This window comes from Bacillus sp. KICET-3 (assembly GCF_033261025.1).
Lineage (GTDB): Bacteria > Bacillota > Bacilli > Bacillales > Bacillaceae > Bacillus > Bacillus sonorensis.
The window spans coordinates 320,611-340,770 of record NZ_CP137345.1 but is presented as its reverse complement, the minus strand read 5'-3'; the positions used below and the strand labels follow the sequence as shown (position 1 = coordinate 340,770).

Below are 20,160 nucleotides of genomic sequence, written 5' to 3'. Positions count from 1 at the left end.
GGTATGAATTAGCGTAATAGTAAAATTTTTCAACGAACATGAACATCCGTTGAAAAATAGGATAAACATCCCATTTAAAAGCAGAAAAAATAACTATAAAATGGTTTATGTTGTTTGTTTCCCACCCCTTTATACTATACATGGAAAGGACGTTAAACACATTGCAATATGCAGGTTTTTGGGTCCGGGCAGGGGCGCTGCTGACCGACTGTGTGATTACGGTTGGTTTACATCTCTCATCTGCCCTGATATTTGGAGGGGGCTCCCCAGGTGTTCTATGTACAGCGGTGCTCGTTTACCTTTTCTATCCGCTGTTCATGCCGTTGACAAATCTTCAAGGCACGATTGGAAAAGCCGTTTTCAGAATTCGCATTGTTTCTAGTGAGAATGGCCAGCCGATAACTTTTCGACAGGCTGTCATCCGCTACTTCGCCGCATGGGTGCATATCATTTCAAGGCTGTTTTACCTGACAGTCGCTTTTTCAGAAAAGAAACAAGCCGTACATGACTTCGCAGCCAAGACGTATGTCATCAAAAAAACGTAGATTTACCGCTTACGCTTTCGATATTCTAATAGACTGATGACAAACAGCACAAGAAAACATCCCAGCCACTGAACAAGGCTTAAACGTTCGTTTAAAAACAATACCCCCAAGAAAATGGTGATCACCGGCCCGGCTATTGAAATCAAAGCCCCTCGTTCCGCTCCTATGCGCTTGATGCCTTCAAGCATAAATATAAAAGGAACAACCGTCGTTGCCACCGCAATGATGATAAATAAACCGTACATCTGGGCATCGTAGGAAAAAAGGTTAACCGGCTGCTCTCCGGCTGCTTGAATCGCCGTATACACGGCGATTGCCAAGCTTGCCGCCGACAGTCCATATGCATTCATTCGGATGCTGCCGATTTCGTGGACAAGCCGTCCTGATACGACCAAATAAACGGCATAAAAAATGGCAGACAGGATAATCAACACAGCTCCCGTCATATTCGCTTTTACCGCATGTAAATCCCAGCCGCCAACGGCCAAAAACAGCCCGCCGCCCACAAGGAAAACGGCGCCAAGATGTCGGATCGGCATCCTCTTTCTGTTCAACAAAGCAGACAGGATCAGCACGAAAATCGGATAGCTCATCACCAGCATCCGCTCGACAATCGCCGAGACATAATGAAGGCCGATGAAATCAAACAAGGGTGACAGGAAAAAGCAGAGCAGCCCCGCAGTGCAGGCTTTGATGACATCCTTATGTTTCGGTTTGGGCTTTGAACGATAGATCATAAAAATCCCCCAAAACATTGGCGCCGCAATCAATTGCCGATACAATAAAACCGCCTCCGGAGCCGCCCCTTGTTCATAAGCCCATTTCACAAGAATGGATTTTGACGCAAAAGACATCGTTCCACATACGATAAAACATATGCCGGCAGCCGCCTGAAGGCTGCCACGCAAATCCCCGCTCTGCTCAACTGTACTCTTCTCAGCTCGTTTCATATCCCACAATCATCCTTTATTCATCAATATGCTTTTTGATAAAATGAAGCAATGTATTTCCCTGCGCCGTCAAAATGACGCCTTTCCCCGAACATTTTGGACAATGAAGCCCGTCTTCTTTGCCGCTGCCTTTGCAATGCGGACAAGGAATTTCCAAGTCGTCTGTTGCAATCACCATCTGGTCCACCTCCATTCATACTATCATCTCTATCGGCCGCACCGGCCAGCCTTCCTCCATGGCCGTCACCTCCTTAAAGAATGCAAAAAAACCCTCGCCACAAAAGGACGAGGGTCTCGCGGTACCACCTTTTTTAATCGCAAATACGATTCGCTCACAAACATACGGAAAGGGATCACCCTTTCGATATGTTTCTCTTGATAACGGAGAGAACATCCCGGCGCCGCCTACTGACGGAATCCGTTCAGCGGAGCGATTCAGAAGCCCATTCGGCATCAGGGGGTCATCGGTTCACACCAGCCACCGACTCTCTTAAAACCCCTCGCTGACACGTACTTGCTCTTCCTCCATATCGTTTGACCGTTCATAATTTGTAAAATATATTACTCTGAAAATGGATTTGTGTCAATCAGCGTTTTCTGTTCGTTTTTTGACGGACTGCAAATCGGCTCGTAATTTAACTTGAATGCCGGCTCCGCCAAAATTGCGGGACTTGAACGTTGGAAGTGGCGTACCTTTATTGAATGAGCTCATCATGCATGATGAGTTGCTTTTGCTGGCTCAAATTAGTAATATAAATGTATGGAATAACATATTTTCATCAGTCGACATAGAAAGAAATACAGTATCGCTGCCACATGTAAAAGTATTTCTTCTTTAAGAAATGCATACAATAAAAAAGACCCGACTGCGCCAACAGTCGAGTCATCATACACAAAGCGGCCCGTCAAGGGGCTTGCTCAGATAGCTCTAACGCAGACACTATCCCTTTCACTTGCCAAGGCTTAAGGGAGTGTCTATTTTTCTTTCTTAGACAACACGGCAATCAGCATGCCGAAAGCCATCATTATAGAGATTGTTTCATATGTTGTCATGATGCATCACCCCCTTTCAAATGGGGATGAGCAAGAAACTCCCTCAAGCGAGCATATAGCTTTGTGTACAAAGAATATTTTACCATAACACTTCAAATGCCGAGAGACCTTTCCATCTCCAAAAACAAAATATTGAGGCTGAATGCAGGAACTAAAAAAACCTTATCGCTGCGCAAAAAAGTCGCCCCAAAGGAGAGCGACTTTTTTGGTCATGCTTTTTGAAAAAGCACCAGCCGTTATGATTTCTTATTCCGGTCTGCAAACACCGTCATGGCGTCGCACATGAACTTCGCCAAGCCGGTGCCGTATTGATCGATGTTTTTCGTAAAGCGTTCGTCATCGACATACATTTGCCCGATGCATTTGAAAGCCTCAAGCGAAAAGTGGTGGCCTGAATTTTGGTTTAAAAAATCATACCATTCTTGAATGGCCGCCTGTGCCTCATCTGAGTCAGGCTCGCCTTTTCGCAGGGCGGCGATTTTTCTGTAAATGTTGTTAAATTGCTGTTCCACCGCTTTTCTTTCATCTTCAGACATGGCGGCGTAATGAGCCTTCGTTTTGTCGATGGCCTCATCTCCCCAGCGTTCACGCGCTTCCTCCTCGTAAGGGTTTTGGCTGAAATCGAAGCCTGCAAATTTTTCTTCATTCGTCATGTCGATTTCTCCTTTCGTAAATTGTATCGTCTTATCGATTGTCTCGATCATTTGATCCAGCCTTCTGCGTTTTTCCAGCAGCATTTTTCTGTGCATCTGCAACGCTTCATTACGGTCAAATGAAGGGCTCTCGAGAATGTTCCTAATTTTTTTCAAAGGGAAGTCGAGCTCTCTAAAAAATAAGATCTGCTGCAGCTTTTCCAGATCGTCATCTGAATATAGCCGATAGCCTGATTCGGTCGTCTCCGATGGAGTCAAAAGTCCGATATCATCATAATGATGCAGTGTGCGCACACTGATGCCGACCAAATCGGCAACTTCTTTCACCTTCATTTTCATGAATGTCGCCTCCCTTTGATATTGACTATAAAGTATCACGCAACGTGAGAGTCAATGCGGATTTTTAAATTTTTTTGCACAAAAAAAGCAAGCCTCGGCCTGCTTTACGTTTAATCCCTTATACTTGCTACTTGAAGCTTCTGTTTTATTTTTTCCATCATTTCAAAATAATTTTCCTTCAAGCTGCCGTTCGGACGGGAAAGAAAGTGCATCTCATCTTCATCCCGGTATGTTCTGGCGGTAAATAGCTCGGTCCCTTTTTCATCAAAGCAAGTGAGAATGATAAAATCGTAATAATACTCGAACAAACCTGTAGCCCCATCGTATTCACCACAGTCAATTTGCCGGTATTTTTTCAGCAAATACGTGTCATCATGAATCTGCCATACCCATTCCTCACATTCAAATGGCTCGTTATAGATGACGTTAGACATTTTGGATGGCATTCCTTAAAAACGGATCATCCAGCCATTCGTCTATCTGGCCTGTTGAAAATCCTTTCGAGACATTCAGGTCAATCAGCGTCCCGCCTGAATAGCCGAACGAAGCGGATCTATCCGCGATTGTATCAGGTCCTTTTTTCAAGACGTTCTTTAATTTGACCAGCATATTGCCAAAGCTTTTCTCCAAATCGCTTTTCGGGTCGGCGGCCGCTTGAATGACTTGTTCAAGTTTCTCATTTCCGCCGATGATGTCACCCGCTTCATTCAAACTGACATCCGCCAGCGTCAGCCCGGCCATCGTTTTTAAAAACTCATTGACATGCCATTTTTCGTAAGCGACTTTGTCTATTGGCTTTCCATTCTGTTCACCGACATAATCCGAATGGCTTAACAGCCGCGCTCCCAGCTGTTCTACCCCATTCAGCGCCTTTTCTATTTGTGCTCTTTTTTGATCGTCAAAAGTCCCTTCAACTGTAATGTGATTTTTGCCATCGACATGAATCTGCATGCTTTCATTTTCCGCAAGGGTAATGCCGTTTTCTCTGAGGGCTTTTTCGATCCGGCTGTTTAAACGCTGTCTGTTTACATATAGATGATAAATTTCAAACTGTACGCCATTCATCTGCGATTTTAAAGATGGTCCGTTTTTTTGCGCTTGTTCAGCCTGCTTGCTGATGGTCAGCGTGTCTTTTTTTGCGGCGGCTTGGGTCTCAGACCTATTAGTTTTTGCCGGCTGTTTGTGTGAAACTGCATCCATCAGCTTTTCAGTATAAAGCGCAAGTTTTACCTTGTCTCTAATATTCATGGGAGCTCCTTTCGTCGATTATGCGCTTTTATTTTTTATATCGGTCAACACGAATCTAAATTTTACCACCCATATGTTTGATCATACCGGCAGCTGTCTTCAACCGCGGTGATTTCCAAGTTGAACTGCCCCAAGCGAGGGAGTAGCATCTGACATTCCATGTCGTTTTGACCGGGAGCGCCAGTTCCGGTTTGAGATCCGGAAACAATGTCCCGCCCGAAACCGTTTTATGCCAGACTCCCTCTTCTTTGTTCAACACCTCTCTAAAGGTATGGCCGAGACGTTTGCCAGTTTCACCGCAGCCGTTGGAGAAACGGTTTCTTTTCCAGGGCTGGATATCGATGATGGAGACAGATTAGCCGTATACGTGCCGCTTTTCATTCTGTCGATGAACTCAAAGGCTGTAATCCCCGGCCATCAAATGAACCGTTGTTAGAAAGCACAGCCGCAATGTACTTTCCTGTTTCCGCACTGCTTATCCTTCCACAGGCTTCGCCACACTGCCTAAAAACAAAATCATTCCGGTTTTTTCATCAAACACCGCGAAATAAAACGGATGATCGACGGTCATTGTCACATCGGGAACGGCGCCTGATTCAACAATCTCGACCTTCGTAGCCGCGGCAGCTTCAGTGCCTGCCTCATCCACTTTGATAAACGTATGATGCTTGACCTCCTTTATGTATCCGGCCGGATCACCGGCAAACATATTTGAAAAATCCGCCTGGTGAAATACCGTTTTCAGCCCGAGCTGCTTCAGGGGATCGTTAAGCACATATTCCGCATCAATAGAGAAACGGGGAAGCTTCAATTCCACCTGTTTCATTTCCCAGCGCGCTTGCGATTCGCGCCAATTTTCATATGTCCATTCCTTCAGCAATGATTGAAGGTTTTCTGTTTTTTTCGGAAGAAACACAGCCAGGGCCAGGCCGTCGTCTTTGTACGGCAGCTTCACAGCTTGGAATCGCTTTGTTTCCTGATAAGAAAAGCGGTTTGTCTGCGTCATCATGGGATGGTCTTTTTTGGAGCCGTCCGCCGCATAAAACGGGTGAGGAGCGGTCAATTTTTCGTCAAACGGTTGCTTCCAGTATTCTTTAAAAAAGACGGCATTGATGATGTAAGCGATAGTATCAGGTGGTACTCTGTCGATGATTTGATCGATATGCCCTCCAGTCTTTTTCGCCGTCCAGGCGTTTACCTCATCTGCCGCCAGTTGGGGATCTTTGTTCAGCTGATAAGCGTCTCCAAGGCCTGCGATCTTGTCTGTAAAACCTTTCTTGAGCTCCGGCTTCGACCATATGGAGTTGGCGGCGGAAAATTCGCCGTGCGGCAGCGTTTTGTACGATTGGATCAAGGATCTTGACGATTGGTTTATCGACGTGATGTCCATCTGCTCGATAGATAAAGCATGGAGAATCTCTTTCCGGCTGTCCCCGGCAGCTCCATTGGCCGTCATGAGCAAAGCCTGCTGCACGCTGTATGGAGAGATGAACATATTTTGAGAACCCCCGGCTTTTTTCATCATTTCATGAAACAAATCAAGAGCGAATTGCTGTTCAGCCGCGGCAAAAGACGGTTCAACATCCGGCGATGACCGCTGTTCGGGTGATTCTTTTGATTGTTGAAGAGACGGCTCCGGCTCTGTTTCCCCTCCGCAGCCCGCCATGATGAAAAGCACGCTCATAACGATTGCCAGAGTTTTCGGTTTACCTATCATGTTTTCCGCACCTCCTATTGTGTTAGTGGGTTCGCCGATTGAAAACGTTACACAAAAAAGCGACCGGCTCTCAACGCCGATCGCTTTATTTTTTCGTGACATGAGATCACTGCTCTTTCAGAGCCAGCTCCCGCAATTCCTTTTTGACGATTTTGCCGAGTCTGTTTTTTGGAAGGCTGCCGGCAAACACGATTTCCGGGATTTTATAATCTGCTAGACGCTCTTTGCAGAAATCGATGATATCCTGTTCAGACAGAGAGGAGCTCTCGTTTTTCACGACATATGCCCGCGGCGCCTCCCCGTACGTCTCATCGGGAACGCCGATAACGGCCGACTCCACTACGCCAGGGACCTGATCGATAATCTCTTCCACCTGGTCAGGGTATATATTATCCCCGCCGTATACAATCACATCTTTATAACGGCCTGTAATATATAAAAAGCCGTCTTCATCAAGCTTGCCCGAGTCGCCCATGTTAAACCAGCCATCCTTCAGCACCTTTTCCGTGGCCGACGGATTTTGATAATACCCTTCAAACACATACGGGCTCTTGATGACGACTTCTCCGATTTCACCCGCCGGCAGCTCTTGACGCGTGTCCGGATCTACGATTTTGACGCTGACGTGCGGAATCGGTTTACCGGCGGAATTGACTTTATCCCAGCCCATGTCCGGCCGCCAGACGCTGACGGTCCAGGCTTCTGTGCTTCCGTAGCCCTGCACCATTTGGATGCCGTGTTCTTTATACTCTTTTATCAGCCGCGCCGGAACCTTCGTCCCGCCTGAAACAAGGCTGATGATCGATGACAGGTCAAACGGCCGCCTCTTCATTTCCTCCAGCATATAGGTGTATACAGACGGAAACGCCATCATCATGTGAATCTGTTTTGCTTCGATTTCCCGCAAAATCTCAACCGGCTCCGGATCCCATAAGAAGTAGAGTGCGACCCCTTCAAATGCGCCTTGAAATACATGATTCAGCGAGCTCATATGATACAGCGGATGACTTGCGAGAAAACGGGTTCCTTTCAGCCGTTTCCCTTTTACCTTCATATCTGTCAAATAAGCAGCCAGACTGCCGTGGTTGACCATGCAGCCTTTCGGATTTCCGGTCGTACCGGAGGTGAACAGCATCAAAGCCAAGTCGTGTTCTGTCACCTGCTTTGCCTCAACCTCTGAAGGCCTGTCTTTCAGGAGGCTTTCAAACTGTTCGGTCGTGTCCATTCCGGCGCCTGCTTCAATCAGGCGGCAAAGTGCGAGGTGTTGACGAAGGGGCGACAATATATCGGCAAACTCCCGGTCATAAAACATCACCTTAGGCTGGGATTTGTTTAAAATCCCTTTCAACTCATAGGACGTCAGCTGCCAGCTTAGCGGAACGGCAGTCGCGCCGATCGTTAATGATGCCAGCAAAATAACGGGGAAATGGTGGGTGTTTTTACATAAGATCGCAATATGATCTCCCTTTTGAACACCCTCTTCCAGCAGATAATGCGCCAATTGGTTCACCCGGTCACGATATTCCTTAAACGTAAACGTTCGGTTTCCTCCTGATAATGCTTCCAATTCATCAGAGCTTTCCATATAATCATGGATTAATTGCTGAAGTGTACCCAAAATATTCATCTCCACATTTTCATTGTTTCTCACAAAACCCGGTTAGATTATGTGACGTACAAACAATTCTAAAACAAAAAATATCCATTGTAAAACCATTTCAATATGGAATTATTCTGTTTATGAATTGATAACAAAAGTAAGTATTTTGGATGATCAAAACGTTTTTTGAAGCGCTCTGACTTATGATAAAATTGACCTATGTTTTTATCGATCAGTGAAATTTGATTCTGATCCCCTTTCACATGATGTCGGAAATGAGGAAACCTTCATGAAGCACCATAGGCTCGAAGCGAATCTATTGGATCATGCCCTGACAAAATATTTGCGTTATTCAAAGAAATTGGACGAAGAAACACTTCCCATGAACGTCACAAGCGTTAAAGGGTTTATTTTGCGTATCATTTACAGACATGAAACATGTACGGTCAAGGACATTCTGCAGGAAGTATCTCTATCTCCATCAGCAACAACAAATGCACTGAATCATTTGGAAGAAGAAGGACTTGTCATCAGGTCAAGAAACAATGACGACCGCCGCACCGTCTGGCTTGAGCTTTCACAGGATGGGAAGCGGATCGCTGCGCAAATGGTAGAAAACCGCCAGTCATTGATTGACAAGATGTTCGACAAACTGCCAAAAGAGGAAAAAGCGGCTTTTTTCTCTTTAATTGAAAAGGTTTTTCTGTCATCCTTTCAGCGTGATTGAAAACTCTTGCAGTCTAGGAAGGCCGAGCATCGGAGCGGAGCGAATGTTGAATTCGTGAGCACCGACGCGCAGGCCTGACAACGAATGCGAGGGTTTGCCGACACGCTGAGCTGTCGATTAGATCGACAGCTCTTTTTTATTATTTCAATCCGAGCGCTTCCAGCGCCATGTCCATATGCTCTTTTTGCTTTGTTGTAAGGGCAAACAAGGCGATCTCTATCCCGTAGGCGGCCTGCATTTCGGTTATATGCTTTTTCATTCCCGGCCAGACGCGTCCGCCCGCCTCTTCATAGCAGCCGATGAGCCGCGCTGTTTCAGCTTCACCTAAAATCGTCTGAAACAGGAGGAAATCTTTAGCCGGGTCGGCGACCTTTGCTTCCGTCCAATCGAGCAGACCTGTAACCTGATGATCTGAATCAATCAAAATGTGGGGCGGATGAAGATCGCCATGAATAAACGCGGTATGCTCCGGCCAGCACGAATCATCCGCCAGCCATTTTTGCCACCTCTCCCACAGTGTGTCGCTAATCCCCAGCTCCTCTTTGATCCGCTTCATCTCCTCCGCTTTTGTTTGGCGCAGGTCCTGCGGTCTCATCACCTGCACACCGGCTTCCTCCGCCGCGTCATGATCGATTCCGTGGAGAGCCGCCAGTGTTTGAGCAAGCGAGCGGACAAATGCTTCTGACGGCGGCTGATGATTCATATTCCATACATAATTTCTGATCTCCATATCGATGACGGCGGCCGGAACACCGGCGAGCTTTGGATACGCAATCAATTCCGGTTCATTGATCCGCCAATCCGGCACAGCGGCCTGAAGTCGGGTTTGAAGCAGCTTCAGCACCCTTCCCTCGGCCGCTGCCCTTTTGATGACATCGCTGCGCCTCGGCCTTCTCAGCACCCAGCACCTTCCAGTTTCGTCATCTGCAAAAACGACTTGAAAATCCATGCCGGACTCATCGAGCTCGGCTCTGGCAGGGTTCAGGCGAAGGCCGTGCTTCTCCGCCAGGTTCAGCACCTTTTTCACGCGCTCATTTGCATTTGTCATATTTGATGTTCTCCTTTCCATTAAAAAACACAGGTCATCTGCCTGTGCTGTTTTACTAAACGGAAAAGAGACATTTCATTTTTAAAGACGCCAAAAAGAGGCGTCCGAATTGCGCCTCTCCCTTCTTTTATTGCATATAAGGGTTCCCTGAAAACAGGCGGACCAATCCCGATTACTCTGCGCACAGGCAGAGACTTTGTTCACTATTTAATTAGCGGTGACAAAGTTCAATCGGAATCTGATGTATGCCATAAAGGAATCCCTCCGTTCTGTAAAGTTAGGTTTATTTTAACAGGTCGGCTCACCCTGCACAACCAAAAATGTTAATATATAATGGAAAACCACCCGTAAAAAGGAGGGTGTTGAAATGAAAGCCGAGAAAATGCCTCATATCAAGCCTCCCAAAATCCCGGACGGGCTTGAGCCGCTCCTGGTGCACGATGAAATCACCGATGACAAGCATTTTTATGGAGGCATAGCAACAAATGCCGCCGTTTGCGGCCAATCTTTTGAAAAGCTTGAATTTGAGAAAGTCATCTTCAAAAACACAACATTCCAGCAAGCCGCATTCCGCAATTTGCAATTGACAGACGTGATTTTCGATTCATGCGATCTGTCCAATGCCGATTTCAGCGGCGCCATTATTCACCGGACAGAAATGAGAAACTGCAAGCTGCTTGGCATCAATCTCTCAGACTCCGCCCTTCGACACGTTTTAATTGCCGAATGCCTCGCCAATTACGCTTCATTCGGCTTTTCAAACGTCAAACACGTTCATTTTCAGCATTGTTCTCTGCAGAATGCCGATTTTTACGAGATTCAGCTGAAGGATTTATACTTCTCGACATGCGATCTGAATGAGTCTAATTTTTCAGGCGCCGAATTAAACGGGCTGGATGTAAGCAGCTGCTCTTTTGGCCATCTCACGGTTTCACTGGAAAAGCTCGGCGGCTGCATCGTCTCAACCGAACAGGCCATCGGCTTCGCCAAAGCGCTCGGTCTGGTTGTGAAGGATGGGAACTAGGAGACTGCAATCTGCGTCAAGAAGAAATGCGGGAAATTCCCGCGGGTTCGTCTCAAACAAGAACTGCTCCTTTGATTTGAGCGATTGCGGGCATCCACAAACGCTACAACAAGAAAATAAGCCGTCCGATCAGGAACAGCTTATCTAATAATTGATGCCTGCTTGACGCTTCCATTTTTCAATCCACTCTGTATCTCCTGTCCCGTAACTCTTCTTCTGGCCTATATCCCTCAAAGACCCATTGCTGTAATCAATGGATAAAATGAATTCCGAAACGGAATCATAGCCGGCTTTCGCAAGCCTGCCAAGCTCTGAACCAAAATGGGCAAGCGCATCATGAGCTGTCTTTTGCTGCACAGGATCCTTCTCCAGCTCTTCTTTATAGACCTCTAATAAATCACGGCCGTCAGGCGTGACAAACCGGCCGTCGACGACTTCCAAATCCTTGAGGTGGTACCCTGTCACTTCATACATCTCACGGACTGTCTGATATTTTTGATACGCATCTTTTGAATATTGGGCCGAATCACTGCTCAAGCTTTTCATGATATGCAAAAACAGTTCTTTGCTGTTTTCGCCCGATTCCAGCAAACTCTCGAGTTGATGGATAAGCTCCTTATCGTCCGTTCCGCTCACTTTTACCTTGTAATCAATCGGTGTTATCGTGAACGTAAGCGTCGTATTCTCGGGAATTTTAATTTGATGGCGGTTCAACAAGACTTGAAGCTGCTGGTTGACCTGATTCCGTTGAAATACCTTTTCATTCTCCGATTCTATGTCTCCATTAAAAGTCGTATCGCGAAACGCGGCATCCTGCATGTTATAGTTTTGCGCTTTTCCTTTGAACAGCCATTCTGTTTCATTGTCGTATGCGGCTTGTCTTTCTGCCGCCGTTAAATCGCTTCTAAAATAAGGGGATTTTGAATTTTTATATTTATCTTTTATATAACCTAAAGGGTCGGATTTCGTTTTATTGATCGCGTTGATCCTGCTGTATTTTTCATCAAGGATTTTTTTTCTGATATCGCTCTCTGATTCATACGGATTTTTTGCATGAATCATTGTTTCTTCCCCTGTATCGATTACAGTCTGATGATTCGCCTGGTGGTATGCACTGCTGAAGCTCGCGGCATTTTTAGCGATGCTTTCTTTTGAATAGTTCAGCTGATTCAGCCTTTCATCAGATGATTTCTCCAGTCGGCTGTATGCCTTCTCCAACACTGCGGCTGTATCAGAAAGACGGTTATTCCTCGCATTGGACGAATATGATTTCAGCATGTTCTGGACCATCAGTTGTGTGCGGATGGATTGGCTATGAAGACGCATCAGATACCTCCCTCATTCATTCTGTCTATTATTATATATCGGCTAGTTTTTGTTTATTTCAACCTTTTACACTAAGAAAATCCAATAGAAAAACCACCTCGCTTTCTACCAGCAAAGTGGTTTTTTTATCTACTCTTCAACACTCTTCCTACTGATCCGCTCAATCACCTCATCCAGCCCTTCCGGCTTGTAAAACTCCACCGGCGAGCTGCCCTTTTCAAAGGAAATCGTCTCGGCTTCTATCAGCGCGACGTAGCGGCCGTTTACTTTTGCTAAGTGAATCGTGTTTCCGAAGTCAGCAAGCAATCCTTTAATCTCGGTTTCTCCCAGCTTCATTTTCAGCTCTGCCTCAGGCATGTGCTCAACGATCTGTGCGGAGGCTTCGATGACTTGATGGGTGTCGAGACGCTCCTGAATCTCCCGCTTTTCGCTCGCTTCCCAGATTTCAAGGTCGTGTTCGAACTGCTGAAGCTCTTCACTCTTGTCCTCAAAAGCTTCATACACATGCTCCTGCACCATATTCATGACCTGTGACTTCATGATCTCGGGCATCGACTCGCCGTATTCGACATACTTTAAGAAATCTTCAAAATAGCGCGCGTGCGAGGCCTGGTGGATTTTCACTTCGCTTTCCTCTGTCATGCCCTCTTCAGGCATATGCGGATACTGAATCGATTTCATGTTTTTCGTCGTGATCGCCATTTCGACCTTGCGGATCAGCGATGATTCATCAGCGATTGAAGCGACCTTCGGTTCAAAATCGCACTTCATGACAAAGACAAATGTATCATCGAAGTATTTGCGCGGTACGGCTGTCGCCACTAAAAAAACGCCTCCCCTGACGGCGCTCGTGTCGAGGTATGTGCGCACAAACTGTTCGCTCAGTTCGTTGAAGTCTTCCTTTGTCTCCGCCAGTTTTGTTTTGTGAAACAGATTGTAGTTTGGATTGGAGTCAAGCTTATGTCCCGGCTCTGTGATGAAGCGGCCGATTTTCGTCGGCACCTGCTCGGACTTCGGATGGCGGTCCGCTTTCCGTTTGACGATTTTCTTTAATTCCCCGTCTAAGAAATCTTTCAGCTCGCTGTGTTCGAACTCTTCGGTATCAAGGGTCTGAAAGTGTTTAAACTGTTTGTTGACCTGCTCGTCCTTGCCGTCGACTTGTATGACATAAAATGAAATAAAACGAATTTCAAATTCCATGATGTTGTTCACCCGGTTTCCTAGTTGTTTCAGTTCTTCAAGTATAGGTAAATGCCGGTATTCCGTCAATTTGGCAATTATGGCACTTCATATGTTTTGAGCGATCATATTTCAAGCACCTATTCAAATAGCAGATATTATAATACATCTTCCCGGTCAATTTTTCGAATCGACCAAAACGCAATGGCAATCCCGACTACAGCCAATGAAATAGGAATATAAATAATAGAAGCAATTGAAAATCCAGGACTTTGCTGACCGATCAGCGCAATCAAAATGCAGGATGTCACAATGGTGGCAGGAACTGATTGTTTGCGCATCCCAAAGTATAATGGAATAAAACTCAACCCTGTCGAGGAAGCAGCGTAGATGAGCATACTGCCAATCTCATTTCCTATGGCTTGCAGCGTCAGTTTTTCCGGGCTGAATTGATAGACATCATTGAGCTGCGAGAAAATAAACGCAAGAATCAGTTCGGACACGATCATTGTCAAAAAGGTCAATCCGCCGGTGAGCAGCAGTTTTGCGGCCATCAGTTTTTTTCGGCTGACCGGATATGTAAACATCACCGTGATGGTTCTGTTTTTATACTCCCCGATGATCAGTTTGGCAATCAGCACGCCTGCAAAGACAATAAACACAGACCTTACAAAAGTTCCGAGAAGCAGCAGCGTGGATCCCGCGTCAGCCATCGACATTTGGCCTTGAGTAAGATTTTTTTCCTCTGACCCGATCAGGCACAACATGCCGAGAATGCATAGATTTGCAATCACCGCACCTTTGTAATACCACCCTAGTTTTGTTTTTTTAAACTCCAATTTAATTAAATTCAGCATTGAACTTCAACTCCGTTAACATACATCTATTTTTTCGATCCGCCTTACAGCCAAAAAGGAAAAAAACAGACCGACAGCGGCCAGAGATAAGGGAATATAAACAATTGAAGAAATAGAAAAGCCCGGACTTGTGGAACTGATCAGCATACTGATCACGACAGACGAAATGATCGTTGCCGCAGCGGAGTGCTTCCGCATTCCGAAAAAGATGGGCACTAAACTCGTTCCTGCGGCGCCAAAAGCAAAAACGATCATTTTCAGAGCCTGCTGAGAAACCATAGAAGTTGTTAATTCGCCGGGGATGACCCCATAGATTGAGTTCAGCAGAAAAAAACCAGCTGCAACGCATGTATTTGATAGCAATATCGTGATGAAGGTCAGCCCGCCTGCGATCAGCAGTTTAGCGGCCAGCAGTTTTTTTCGGTTGATCGGGTACGTAAACATCACAAGTATTGTCTTGTTTTTAAACTCTGAAATCACTAATTTTGAGATCAGCACAGCGCCGAACACGATAAAAACTGCTCTGACGAAAGTGCCGGTCACAAGAAATGTTTCATCAATCGTTTGGAACGTATCCTTGCCTTCTGTGAAGGTCACCATCCACAGAAAACCGAGAATGATGAAAGTGGCAAAGACGGCTCCGCGTACATACCAGCCCAGCTTCAGCTTTTTCATTTCGATTCTCATCAAATTCAGCAAATTTCTCCGCCTCCTTATGCGTTGACCGCATTGCCGTTGATTAAGCTGAGGAAGTAGTCCTCAAGCGAAGTATGCTTTTTATTCATCGATTCAATTTCTACATCATTCAAAATCAGAGCTTTAGAAATGGCTGTTTGAGAAGCTTCGGCATCATAAATTCGGATCGTTTTATCATTTAGTATTTTAAAATTAGCAATCTGCAGCTCATGTTCAAGCACAAAGCAAGCATGCAATTGGTTCGGCGTCACGAGTTCAATATACTCTGTGTTCCGTCCCCTTACGCTTTCCATCGATACTTCTTCAACAAGCCTGCCGTCCCGAATCACTCCGATTGTATCTGCGATCTGCTCTACTTCGTTCAGGATATGGCTTGAGATGAGCAATGTCATTCCATACTCTTTGCTCAATACTTGAAATAAGTTTCTGATTTCTTTAATCCCGATGGGATCAAGGCCATTAATCGGTTCATCCAATATGAGCAAGTCGGGTTTGGTGAGAATGGCCCGCGCGATTCCAAGACGCTGCTTCATACCAAGCGAGAATGTTTTGACAGGCTTGCTATCGATATTTTTTAAATTCACCATGTCCAGCACTTCCTGAATCTTGGCTTTATTGTGATATCCCATATACTCACAATGCAGATTTAAATTTTCTACAGCTGTCAGATTTTCATAAAAAATCGGGTATTCGATCATGCTGCCTATTTTGCCGAGAATCTCGTATGATTGATTTGTCAGCTTATGCCCAAGGATATTGATTTCGCCGCTTGTCGGTTTTACGAGGCTCGTCAGCATCTTCATGATGGTCGTTTTCCCGGCTCCGTTCGGGCCGAGAAAACCGTATATTTCTCCCTTTCGTATATGCATGCTTACATTTGAAACAACTTCTTGACCTTTGAATGTTTTGGTAAGCCCGCTTGTTTGGACGATGTAAGTCAACTCTGTTTCTCCTTTCCTGTCTCTGTTCATGTGTCTATTGTAGCGATGGAAGCTGTCTTTTTTATTTCTTGTTTCTTAAGAAATTCTTACGTTTGCTAATAGGTCATTCGTTTTAACGTGATGGAAAACGCTGTCCGTTCATACGGCTTGCTTTGGAGGGAGATGTCCCCTCCCATTTTCTCAATGAGCCTTTTTGTAATTGTTAAACCGAGCCCGCTTCCCTGGAACGCTTTATTTCTCGATTCCTCAAGGGTGTACAGCCTTTCAAACACCCTCTGCTGATCATGCTCACTAATCCCTTTCCCACGGTCCCATACCGTAATGACAATCCGCGTGTCATCATATGTAAGGGACAATCCGATCAGCTTTCCGTCTGCGCCATATTGAATCGCATTTGATAAAAGGTTTTGCAGAATCCGGCCAAGCGCTTCTTCATTTCCAAGTGCATATACCGGGGTATCCGGGATGTCGATAACTGCTTTAAAGCCTTTTGACTGAACAGCATCATAGTGTTGGAGAATGTTTTTTCTGCATATTTCGTTGATATGTATTTTAGTGAGCAGTATTTGCTTATCTTCCGATTCCAGCTTGGCCAAGTCAAAGAAAGAATTCATCAGCTGAATGATTTCACCTGTTTTTTGATAAAGCTTCTCCAGCAGTCTTTCACGCTCTTCTTCCGCCATGTCTGAATCATTTTGGATCGCCTCGATATACCCGAGCACGACGGTCAGCGGAGTTTTCAGATCATGGGACATATTGGTCAGCATTCGTTTCATTGACTGCTCCGTTTTTGCAAAACGGGCTGTTATGTGCTGATGCTCCTCAACAAACAGGTTAATTTGCACGAGCAGAGCCCGCAGTACTTTATCATCCGTTCCTAATAAAATTTGATCTGCCGCATGCTCATTTAGCATCACACTGAGCTTTTCCGTGATGTACTTCAAGTTTCGATCCCGTTGCCCTTTCATTTTATATTGAACGAGATTGAGAGACGCCAAAATTATCAGAATGCCAATCCATAACATTGTCATGCTAAAACTCTCCTAATTTATAGCCGATGCCCCAAAGCGTTTTAATATATTGCGGGGAGGAAGGATCATCCTCTATCTTTTCTCTCAGGCGCCTCATATGGACGTTAATAATATTTTGATCGCCAAAATAATCATCATTCCAAACCGAACGATAGATTTGTTCTTTTGTAAACACTTTTTTAGGGTTTGTCACAAACAAAGTCAGCATCTTCCATTCCGTCGATGTCAGCTGAAGCGGTTCACCATTTTTTTGTACGGATACATTTTCTATATCAACCGTAAGCTTGTGAACACGCAATATTTTTTGATTTGCCGGCTCACTGACGGAATATTGCGTTGCCCGCCGAATGGCGGCTTTTATTCTTGCGGTCAATTCGATCATCGAAAACGGCTTGGCAATATAATCATCCGCACCAAAGCCCAGCCCCAGCGCTTTATCCACATCCCCGTCTTTTGCGGAAATCATTAAAACCGGGACCTTGCTCTGTTCACGGATCATTTTCAGAAAATCCATTCCATTCAGCTTAGGAAGCATGATGTCGAGTAGAATCACATCATAATTACCCTGCTGAAACAAGCGAACGCCCTCTTCTCCGTCAAAAGCAAGCACGACCTCAAATCCTTCTTTTGTTAAATAATGATCGACCATTTCACTGATCGAATGATCATCTTCAATAAGCAATATGCGCTGCATCTTTTTCCCCCGTCCTTTTCAACATAAAAACACACGTGCAATTACACCCATTGTAATTGAAAAACGTGTGTTTTTTACAAAAATTATTTATTTTTCTAGGTGAAACCTCTCGACTCTCCGCATCCTTTGAGCGATATCAATCTATCTTCTCGACTAATTCGGATCAAGTCACAGGCGCCGGGTTGAACAAACCAAGTCAAAGGAATGAAAAGATGACCTCTGATATCAGGGGTCATCTTTTATTAATCAAGAGGCTTATTCTTTTTATAGTAAAGTGTTACGTTTTGCTTTCGCAAAGTTTCAATCATGTCATGATAACTGTTTGCAAACTGCTCGTTGTCTGATTTCATCCGGGTGATGACGGTTTTTCGGTTTTCACTTTTGTGATCCAATTCTTTTTTAATTTTCGTGATAATCATGCCTTTTTGCCCCTCGATTTCGCTTTTTAACACTTTATCAAATTCATTCAGTTCTTTTAAAACGCTTTTCAGCGGAGCATTCAGCCGGGCCGCTTTATCCTTTGCTGAAATACTGCTTAAAAACATATATGTCGCTGAAACTGTTTCAGTTTCCTCCAATAAAGGTTTTACCATCTTAATATCCCTCCCCTATGTCTTAAAATCAAACAGCTCCGAAATTTGCTCATCCTCATCGAACAATTTTTCAATGCTGGTGCGAATGCTTTTTACAAATTTCTTTTTGCTGGAGGTTTGTTTTTTTAATTCGCTGACGACGCCGTCGCACTGAGGAAGCGGAGCCGTGTGGTACGAGTCGTGGACAACGATTTTATTCAACTTTCCGGTCGATCCGGCGAAGCCTGAGGCAAGCTTGAACTGAATGTCGAATTGGTAGCGGGAAGGATTGGCTTCCATGTCATGAATGGCTTTTGTCAACTCAGCTTTTTTAGTTGCGAAATGATCGTGGATTTCATGGTGGAAAACACGTTGGTAGCGGTCAATTTCATCCTCAATCTTCGAAATGGCGGCCATCCCCGCCTGATAAATCCTGACGGCAGATGACAGGTTGACCTTTATCTCTTTTCCATCCTTGCCTTTCTTTGAAAAATAGATGTCTCCGCCTTTGTAGCTGATGCCTTTCTTTTTGGATAAAGCGTCTAGAAGCGGGGTGATGCTGTGGCCTTCGCCAATGAGATTGAGAAGGTCTTTTGTGTCTTGATCCAGTTTGCCCAAAGCTTCTTCCAATGCTTTATAAGTTAAATAAAATTCGATTAAATTTTTCATGAGTGATTGAGAAAGTTGACCATTATTTAGAGTGAATACGACAGTCTTCCAGTCGACAAGAAATTTGATCTTTTCATATAAAACGTCCAGTCTTCCAGTCAGCCGCTCTACTTCGGCAATGTCTTTTTGAATGGTCTTCTTTTTTGCTTCATCAATATAACCGTTTGCTTCAAGCTGATTGAGAACTGGACCGCTGTAGGCCTTGACTTTCGCAAGAAATTCTTTGAACTCCGGCAGCTTTTTATCAAGTGCACCCACCATATTCGAAAGGCGGACCGGATGTTTCAAGCAATATGCTATTTGCTGAGCTGTACCCTCTTCATTGATTATTCCGTTTAAAAAATCCATATCTGCGCCGATTGCTTCCATAGCAAAACCTTGAATGCCGCCCTTTCGATAATCAGCAGCATATTTCTGAAAGTACCCTTTCAGTTTCCTCACATCTTCATCAGGAATATGATCAATGACACTTCGGAATCCTTTTATATTCGGGTGTGTGTTCGTCATCTTCACATCGCCGAACGTAATAAAATCAGCCTTCCCGCTGACACCGTAGAGCGGATCGTCACTGGAAATGCGCTGGGTGATGTTAGCTGTGACGCCTTTGTCGTTGTAGTATTTGGTGATGGCTTTTTTGAGTTTGTCTTTGGGGATGGTCGATAGATCGTTTACTTGATACTTCTTCCTTAATTCCCGTGCCATTTTTTTATCAACCAACAATAAATGATCTACACTTATCTGGGCTCCATTTACCCCATAAACCTCATCAAATCCACCATTTACCAACTGTACTAGAACTTGGTTATTGTTCGCGAGAGAATGGCCCATAGCATAAATTTTTAACTCTTTAGAGTTACCGGCTTTTTTCTTGGAAGCCCTTGAAAACTCCCTTGTCGCCTTATATTGTCTATTATCCATTCCCAAAAACAATCCAAAGAAATTATATTTCCAATCTTCATTATCTGCGCTGCCTTCGGAAATAACGTGGAGCTGATCAATATGTTTTGTCTTATCCTTTATATGAATAGCTGTACCGTCATAGCCTGATTGACTGATTGTTTTATCCTTACTATGCTCTAGAATTTCTTTTGATGTAAAAATCTCAATATTTTCTGGCAGTTCATGATTTGTTTCCTCTTTATAAATTCTGCGAACGTCTGCCTCAAAATCGTCTTTAGCTTTTTTCACTTCATTTTGATTATTTGAAGCAAACCTATTCTTATAACTATATTCAAGGTTTATTATACGAAGCTTAACATTTTCATTTTCAAATATATTTTTAGTTGCCATC

Annotated in this window: 22 protein-coding genes and 1 other annotated feature; of the genes, 3 read left to right on the top strand and 19 right to left on the bottom strand. The window is 44.7% G+C overall.

The genetic code is table 11. The features are described from left to right. Positions 1-161: 161 nt before the first annotated feature. Entirely contained in the window at positions 162-545 is a 384-nt protein-coding gene (locus R5H20_RS01880) for an RDD family protein (protein WP_006640091.1), read from the top strand. A gap of 2 nt (positions 546-547) precedes the next feature. Here R5H20_RS01880 and R5H20_RS01875 read toward each other — a convergent pair whose 3' ends face one another. The 9 genes from R5H20_RS01875 to R5H20_RS01835 all read right to left on the bottom strand — a co-directional run bounded on the left by R5H20_RS01875 (position 548) and on the right by R5H20_RS01835 (position 8,123). After that, positions 548-1,495, bottom strand: a complete 948-nt coding sequence (locus R5H20_RS01875; protein ID WP_006640090.1) for a DMT family transporter — start codon at positions 1,493-1,495, stop codon at positions 548-550. Positions 1,496-1,511: 16 nt separating this feature from the next. After that, positions 1,512-1,673, bottom strand: a complete 162-nt coding sequence (locus tag R5H20_RS01870) for an RtpA protein (RefSeq protein WP_006640089.1) — start codon at positions 1,671-1,673, stop codon at positions 1,512-1,514. A 100-nt stretch (positions 1,674-1,773) separates the two neighbouring features. Beyond that, positions 1,774-2,032: a binding site (T-box leader), on the bottom strand. 438 nt (positions 2,033-2,470) lie between these two features. Continuing rightward, positions 2,471-2,521, bottom strand: coding sequence for a hypothetical protein (locus tag R5H20_RS01865; RefSeq protein ID WP_236836451.1), 51 nt, complete (start codon positions 2,519-2,521; stop codon positions 2,471-2,473). A gap of 263 nt (positions 2,522-2,784) precedes the next feature. After that, a complete protein-coding gene (locus R5H20_RS01860; protein ID WP_006640087.1) occupies positions 2,785-3,540 on the bottom strand; it encodes a MerR family transcriptional regulator in 756 nt (251 codons plus the stop codon). 110 nt (positions 3,541-3,650) lie between these two features. Continuing rightward, positions 3,651-3,974 carry a hypothetical protein gene (locus tag R5H20_RS01855; RefSeq protein ID WP_006640086.1) on the bottom strand — a complete coding sequence of 108 codons (324 nt, stop codon included), beginning with the start codon at positions 3,972-3,974 and terminating at the stop codon, positions 3,651-3,653. Next, positions 3,967-4,788 (bottom strand): DUF4885 family protein, encoded by an 822-nt coding sequence (locus R5H20_RS01850; protein WP_006640085.1) that lies wholly within the window; start codon positions 4,786-4,788, stop codon positions 3,967-3,969. The genes R5H20_RS01855 and R5H20_RS01850 overlap by 8 nt, the downstream gene beginning before the upstream one ends. A gap of 55 nt (positions 4,789-4,843) precedes the next feature. Then, complete coding sequence (locus tag R5H20_RS01845) at positions 4,844-5,044, bottom strand: hypothetical protein (RefSeq protein ID WP_006640084.1); 201 nt, start codon at positions 5,042-5,044, stop codon at positions 4,844-4,846. Between the two features lie 219 nt (positions 5,045-5,263). Next, the gene (locus tag R5H20_RS01840; RefSeq protein ID WP_006640083.1) at positions 5,264-6,505 is read right to left on the bottom strand and encodes a serpin family protein; all 1,242 of its coding nucleotides are present in this window, start codon (positions 6,503-6,505) and stop codon (positions 5,264-5,266) included. 106 nt (positions 6,506-6,611) lie between these two features. Then, a complete protein-coding gene (locus R5H20_RS01835; protein WP_006640082.1) occupies positions 6,612-8,123 on the bottom strand; it encodes a class I adenylate-forming enzyme family protein in 1,512 nt (503 codons plus the stop codon). Between the two features lie 271 nt (positions 8,124-8,394). Between R5H20_RS01835 and R5H20_RS01830 the strand changes: the two genes are divergently transcribed. Beyond that, positions 8,395-8,832, top strand: coding sequence for a MarR family winged helix-turn-helix transcriptional regulator (locus tag R5H20_RS01830; protein WP_006640081.1), 438 nt, complete (start codon positions 8,395-8,397; stop codon positions 8,830-8,832). 139 nt (positions 8,833-8,971) lie between these two features. On the opposite strand, the gene R5H20_RS01825 is transcribed toward R5H20_RS01830, so the two are convergent. After that, positions 8,972-9,880, bottom strand: coding sequence for a macrolide 2'-phosphotransferase (locus R5H20_RS01825; protein ID WP_006640080.1), 909 nt, complete (start codon positions 9,878-9,880; stop codon positions 8,972-8,974). A 367-nt stretch (positions 9,881-10,247) separates the two neighbouring features. On the opposite strand from R5H20_RS01825, the gene R5H20_RS01820 reads away from it, so the two are divergent. Next, entirely contained in the window at positions 10,248-10,904 is a 657-nt protein-coding gene (locus R5H20_RS01820) for a pentapeptide repeat-containing protein (RefSeq protein WP_006640079.1), read from the top strand. Between the two features lie 144 nt (positions 10,905-11,048). Here the strand turns inward: R5H20_RS01820 and R5H20_RS01815 are convergent, their stop codons facing one another. The 9 genes from R5H20_RS01815 to R5H20_RS01775 all read right to left on the bottom strand — a co-directional run bounded on the left by R5H20_RS01815 (position 11,049) and on the right by R5H20_RS01775 (position 20,159). Then, complete coding sequence (locus tag R5H20_RS01815; protein WP_006640078.1) at positions 11,049-12,230, bottom strand: DUF4885 family protein; 1,182 nt, start codon at positions 12,228-12,230, stop codon at positions 11,049-11,051. Positions 12,231-12,359: 129 nt separating this feature from the next. Then, a complete protein-coding gene (locus tag R5H20_RS01810; protein WP_006640077.1) occupies positions 12,360-13,430 on the bottom strand; it encodes a DUF3900 domain-containing protein in 1,071 nt (356 codons plus the stop codon). Positions 13,431-13,567: 137 nt separating this feature from the next. Next, the gene (locus R5H20_RS01805) at positions 13,568-14,266 is read right to left on the bottom strand and encodes an ABC transporter permease (protein WP_006640076.1); all 699 of its coding nucleotides are present in this window, start codon (positions 14,264-14,266) and stop codon (positions 13,568-13,570) included. Between the two features lie 15 nt (positions 14,267-14,281). Then, positions 14,282-14,965: an ABC transporter permease gene (locus tag R5H20_RS01800; protein ID WP_006640075.1), complete on the bottom strand. Its 684-nt coding sequence runs from the start codon at positions 14,963-14,965 to the stop codon at positions 14,282-14,284. 14 nt (positions 14,966-14,979) lie between these two features. After that, positions 14,980-15,903 (bottom strand): ABC transporter ATP-binding protein, encoded by a 924-nt coding sequence (locus tag R5H20_RS01795; RefSeq protein ID WP_006640074.1) that lies wholly within the window; start codon positions 15,901-15,903, stop codon positions 14,980-14,982. Positions 15,904-15,998: 95 nt separating this feature from the next. Then, positions 15,999-16,934: a HAMP domain-containing histidine kinase gene (locus R5H20_RS01790; protein ID WP_006640073.1), complete on the bottom strand. Its 936-nt coding sequence runs from the start codon at positions 16,932-16,934 to the stop codon at positions 15,999-16,001. A gap of 1 nt (position 16,935) precedes the next feature. Continuing rightward, positions 16,936-17,616: a response regulator transcription factor gene (locus R5H20_RS01785; protein WP_087962547.1), complete on the bottom strand. Its 681-nt coding sequence runs from the start codon at positions 17,614-17,616 to the stop codon at positions 16,936-16,938. Positions 17,617-17,870: 254 nt separating this feature from the next. Further along, positions 17,871-18,221 carry a hypothetical protein gene (locus R5H20_RS01780; RefSeq protein WP_006640071.1) on the bottom strand — a complete coding sequence of 117 codons (351 nt, stop codon included), beginning with the start codon at positions 18,219-18,221 and terminating at the stop codon, positions 17,871-17,873. A gap of 15 nt (positions 18,222-18,236) precedes the next feature. Continuing rightward, entirely contained in the window at positions 18,237-20,159 is a 1,923-nt protein-coding gene (locus tag R5H20_RS01775) for a DUF6792 domain-containing protein (protein WP_006640070.1), read from the bottom strand. Between the last annotated feature and the right edge of the window lies 1 nt (position 20,160).

Bases quoted from the DNA above. Each gene is read 5' to 3' on its own strand.
- R5H20_RS01875 (WP_006640090.1), bottom strand. From the start codon at position 1,495: ATGAAACGAGCTGAGAAGAGTACAGTTGAGCAGAGCGGGGATTTGCGT.
- R5H20_RS01870 (WP_006640089.1), bottom strand. From the start codon at position 1,673: ATGGTGATTGCAACAGACGACTTGGAAATTCCTTGTCCGCATTGCAAA.
- R5H20_RS01860 (WP_006640087.1), bottom strand. From the start codon at position 3,540: ATGAAAATGAAGGTGAAAGAAGTTGCCGATTTGGTCGGCATCAGTGTG.
- R5H20_RS01855 (WP_006640086.1), bottom strand. From the start codon at position 3,974: ATGTCTAACGTCATCTATAACGAGCCATTTGAATGTGAGGAATGGGTA.
- R5H20_RS01850 (WP_006640085.1), bottom strand. From the start codon at position 4,788: ATGAATATTAGAGACAAGGTAAAACTTGCGCTTTATACTGAAAAGCTG.
- R5H20_RS01840 (WP_006640083.1), bottom strand. From the start codon at position 6,505: ATGATAGGTAAACCGAAAACTCTGGCAATCGTTATGAGCGTGCTTTTC.
- R5H20_RS01830 (WP_006640081.1), top strand. From the start codon at position 8,395: ATGAAGCACCATAGGCTCGAAGCGAATCTATTGGATCATGCCCTGACA.
- R5H20_RS01825 (WP_006640080.1), bottom strand. From the start codon at position 9,880: ATGACAAATGCAAATGAGCGCGTGAAAAAGGTGCTGAACCTGGCGGAG.
- R5H20_RS01820 (WP_006640079.1), top strand. From the start codon at position 10,248: ATGAAAGCCGAGAAAATGCCTCATATCAAGCCTCCCAAAATCCCGGAC.
- R5H20_RS01815 (WP_006640078.1), bottom strand. From the start codon at position 12,230: ATGCGTCTTCATAGCCAATCCATCCGCACACAACTGATGGTCCAGAAC.
- R5H20_RS01810 (WP_006640077.1), bottom strand. From the start codon at position 13,430: ATGGAATTTGAAATTCGTTTTATTTCATTTTATGTCATACAAGTCGAC.
- R5H20_RS01805 (WP_006640076.1), bottom strand. From the start codon at position 14,266: ATGCTGAATTTAATTAAATTGGAGTTTAAAAAAACAAAACTAGGGTGG.
- R5H20_RS01790 (WP_006640073.1), bottom strand. From the start codon at position 16,934: ATGACAATGTTATGGATTGGCATTCTGATAATTTTGGCGTCTCTCAAT.
- R5H20_RS01780 (WP_006640071.1), bottom strand. From the start codon at position 18,221: ATGGTAAAACCTTTATTGGAGGAAACTGAAACAGTTTCAGCGACATAT.
- R5H20_RS01775 (WP_006640070.1), bottom strand. From the start codon at position 20,159: ATGGCAACTAAAAATATATTTGAAAATGAAAATGTTAAGCTTCGTATA.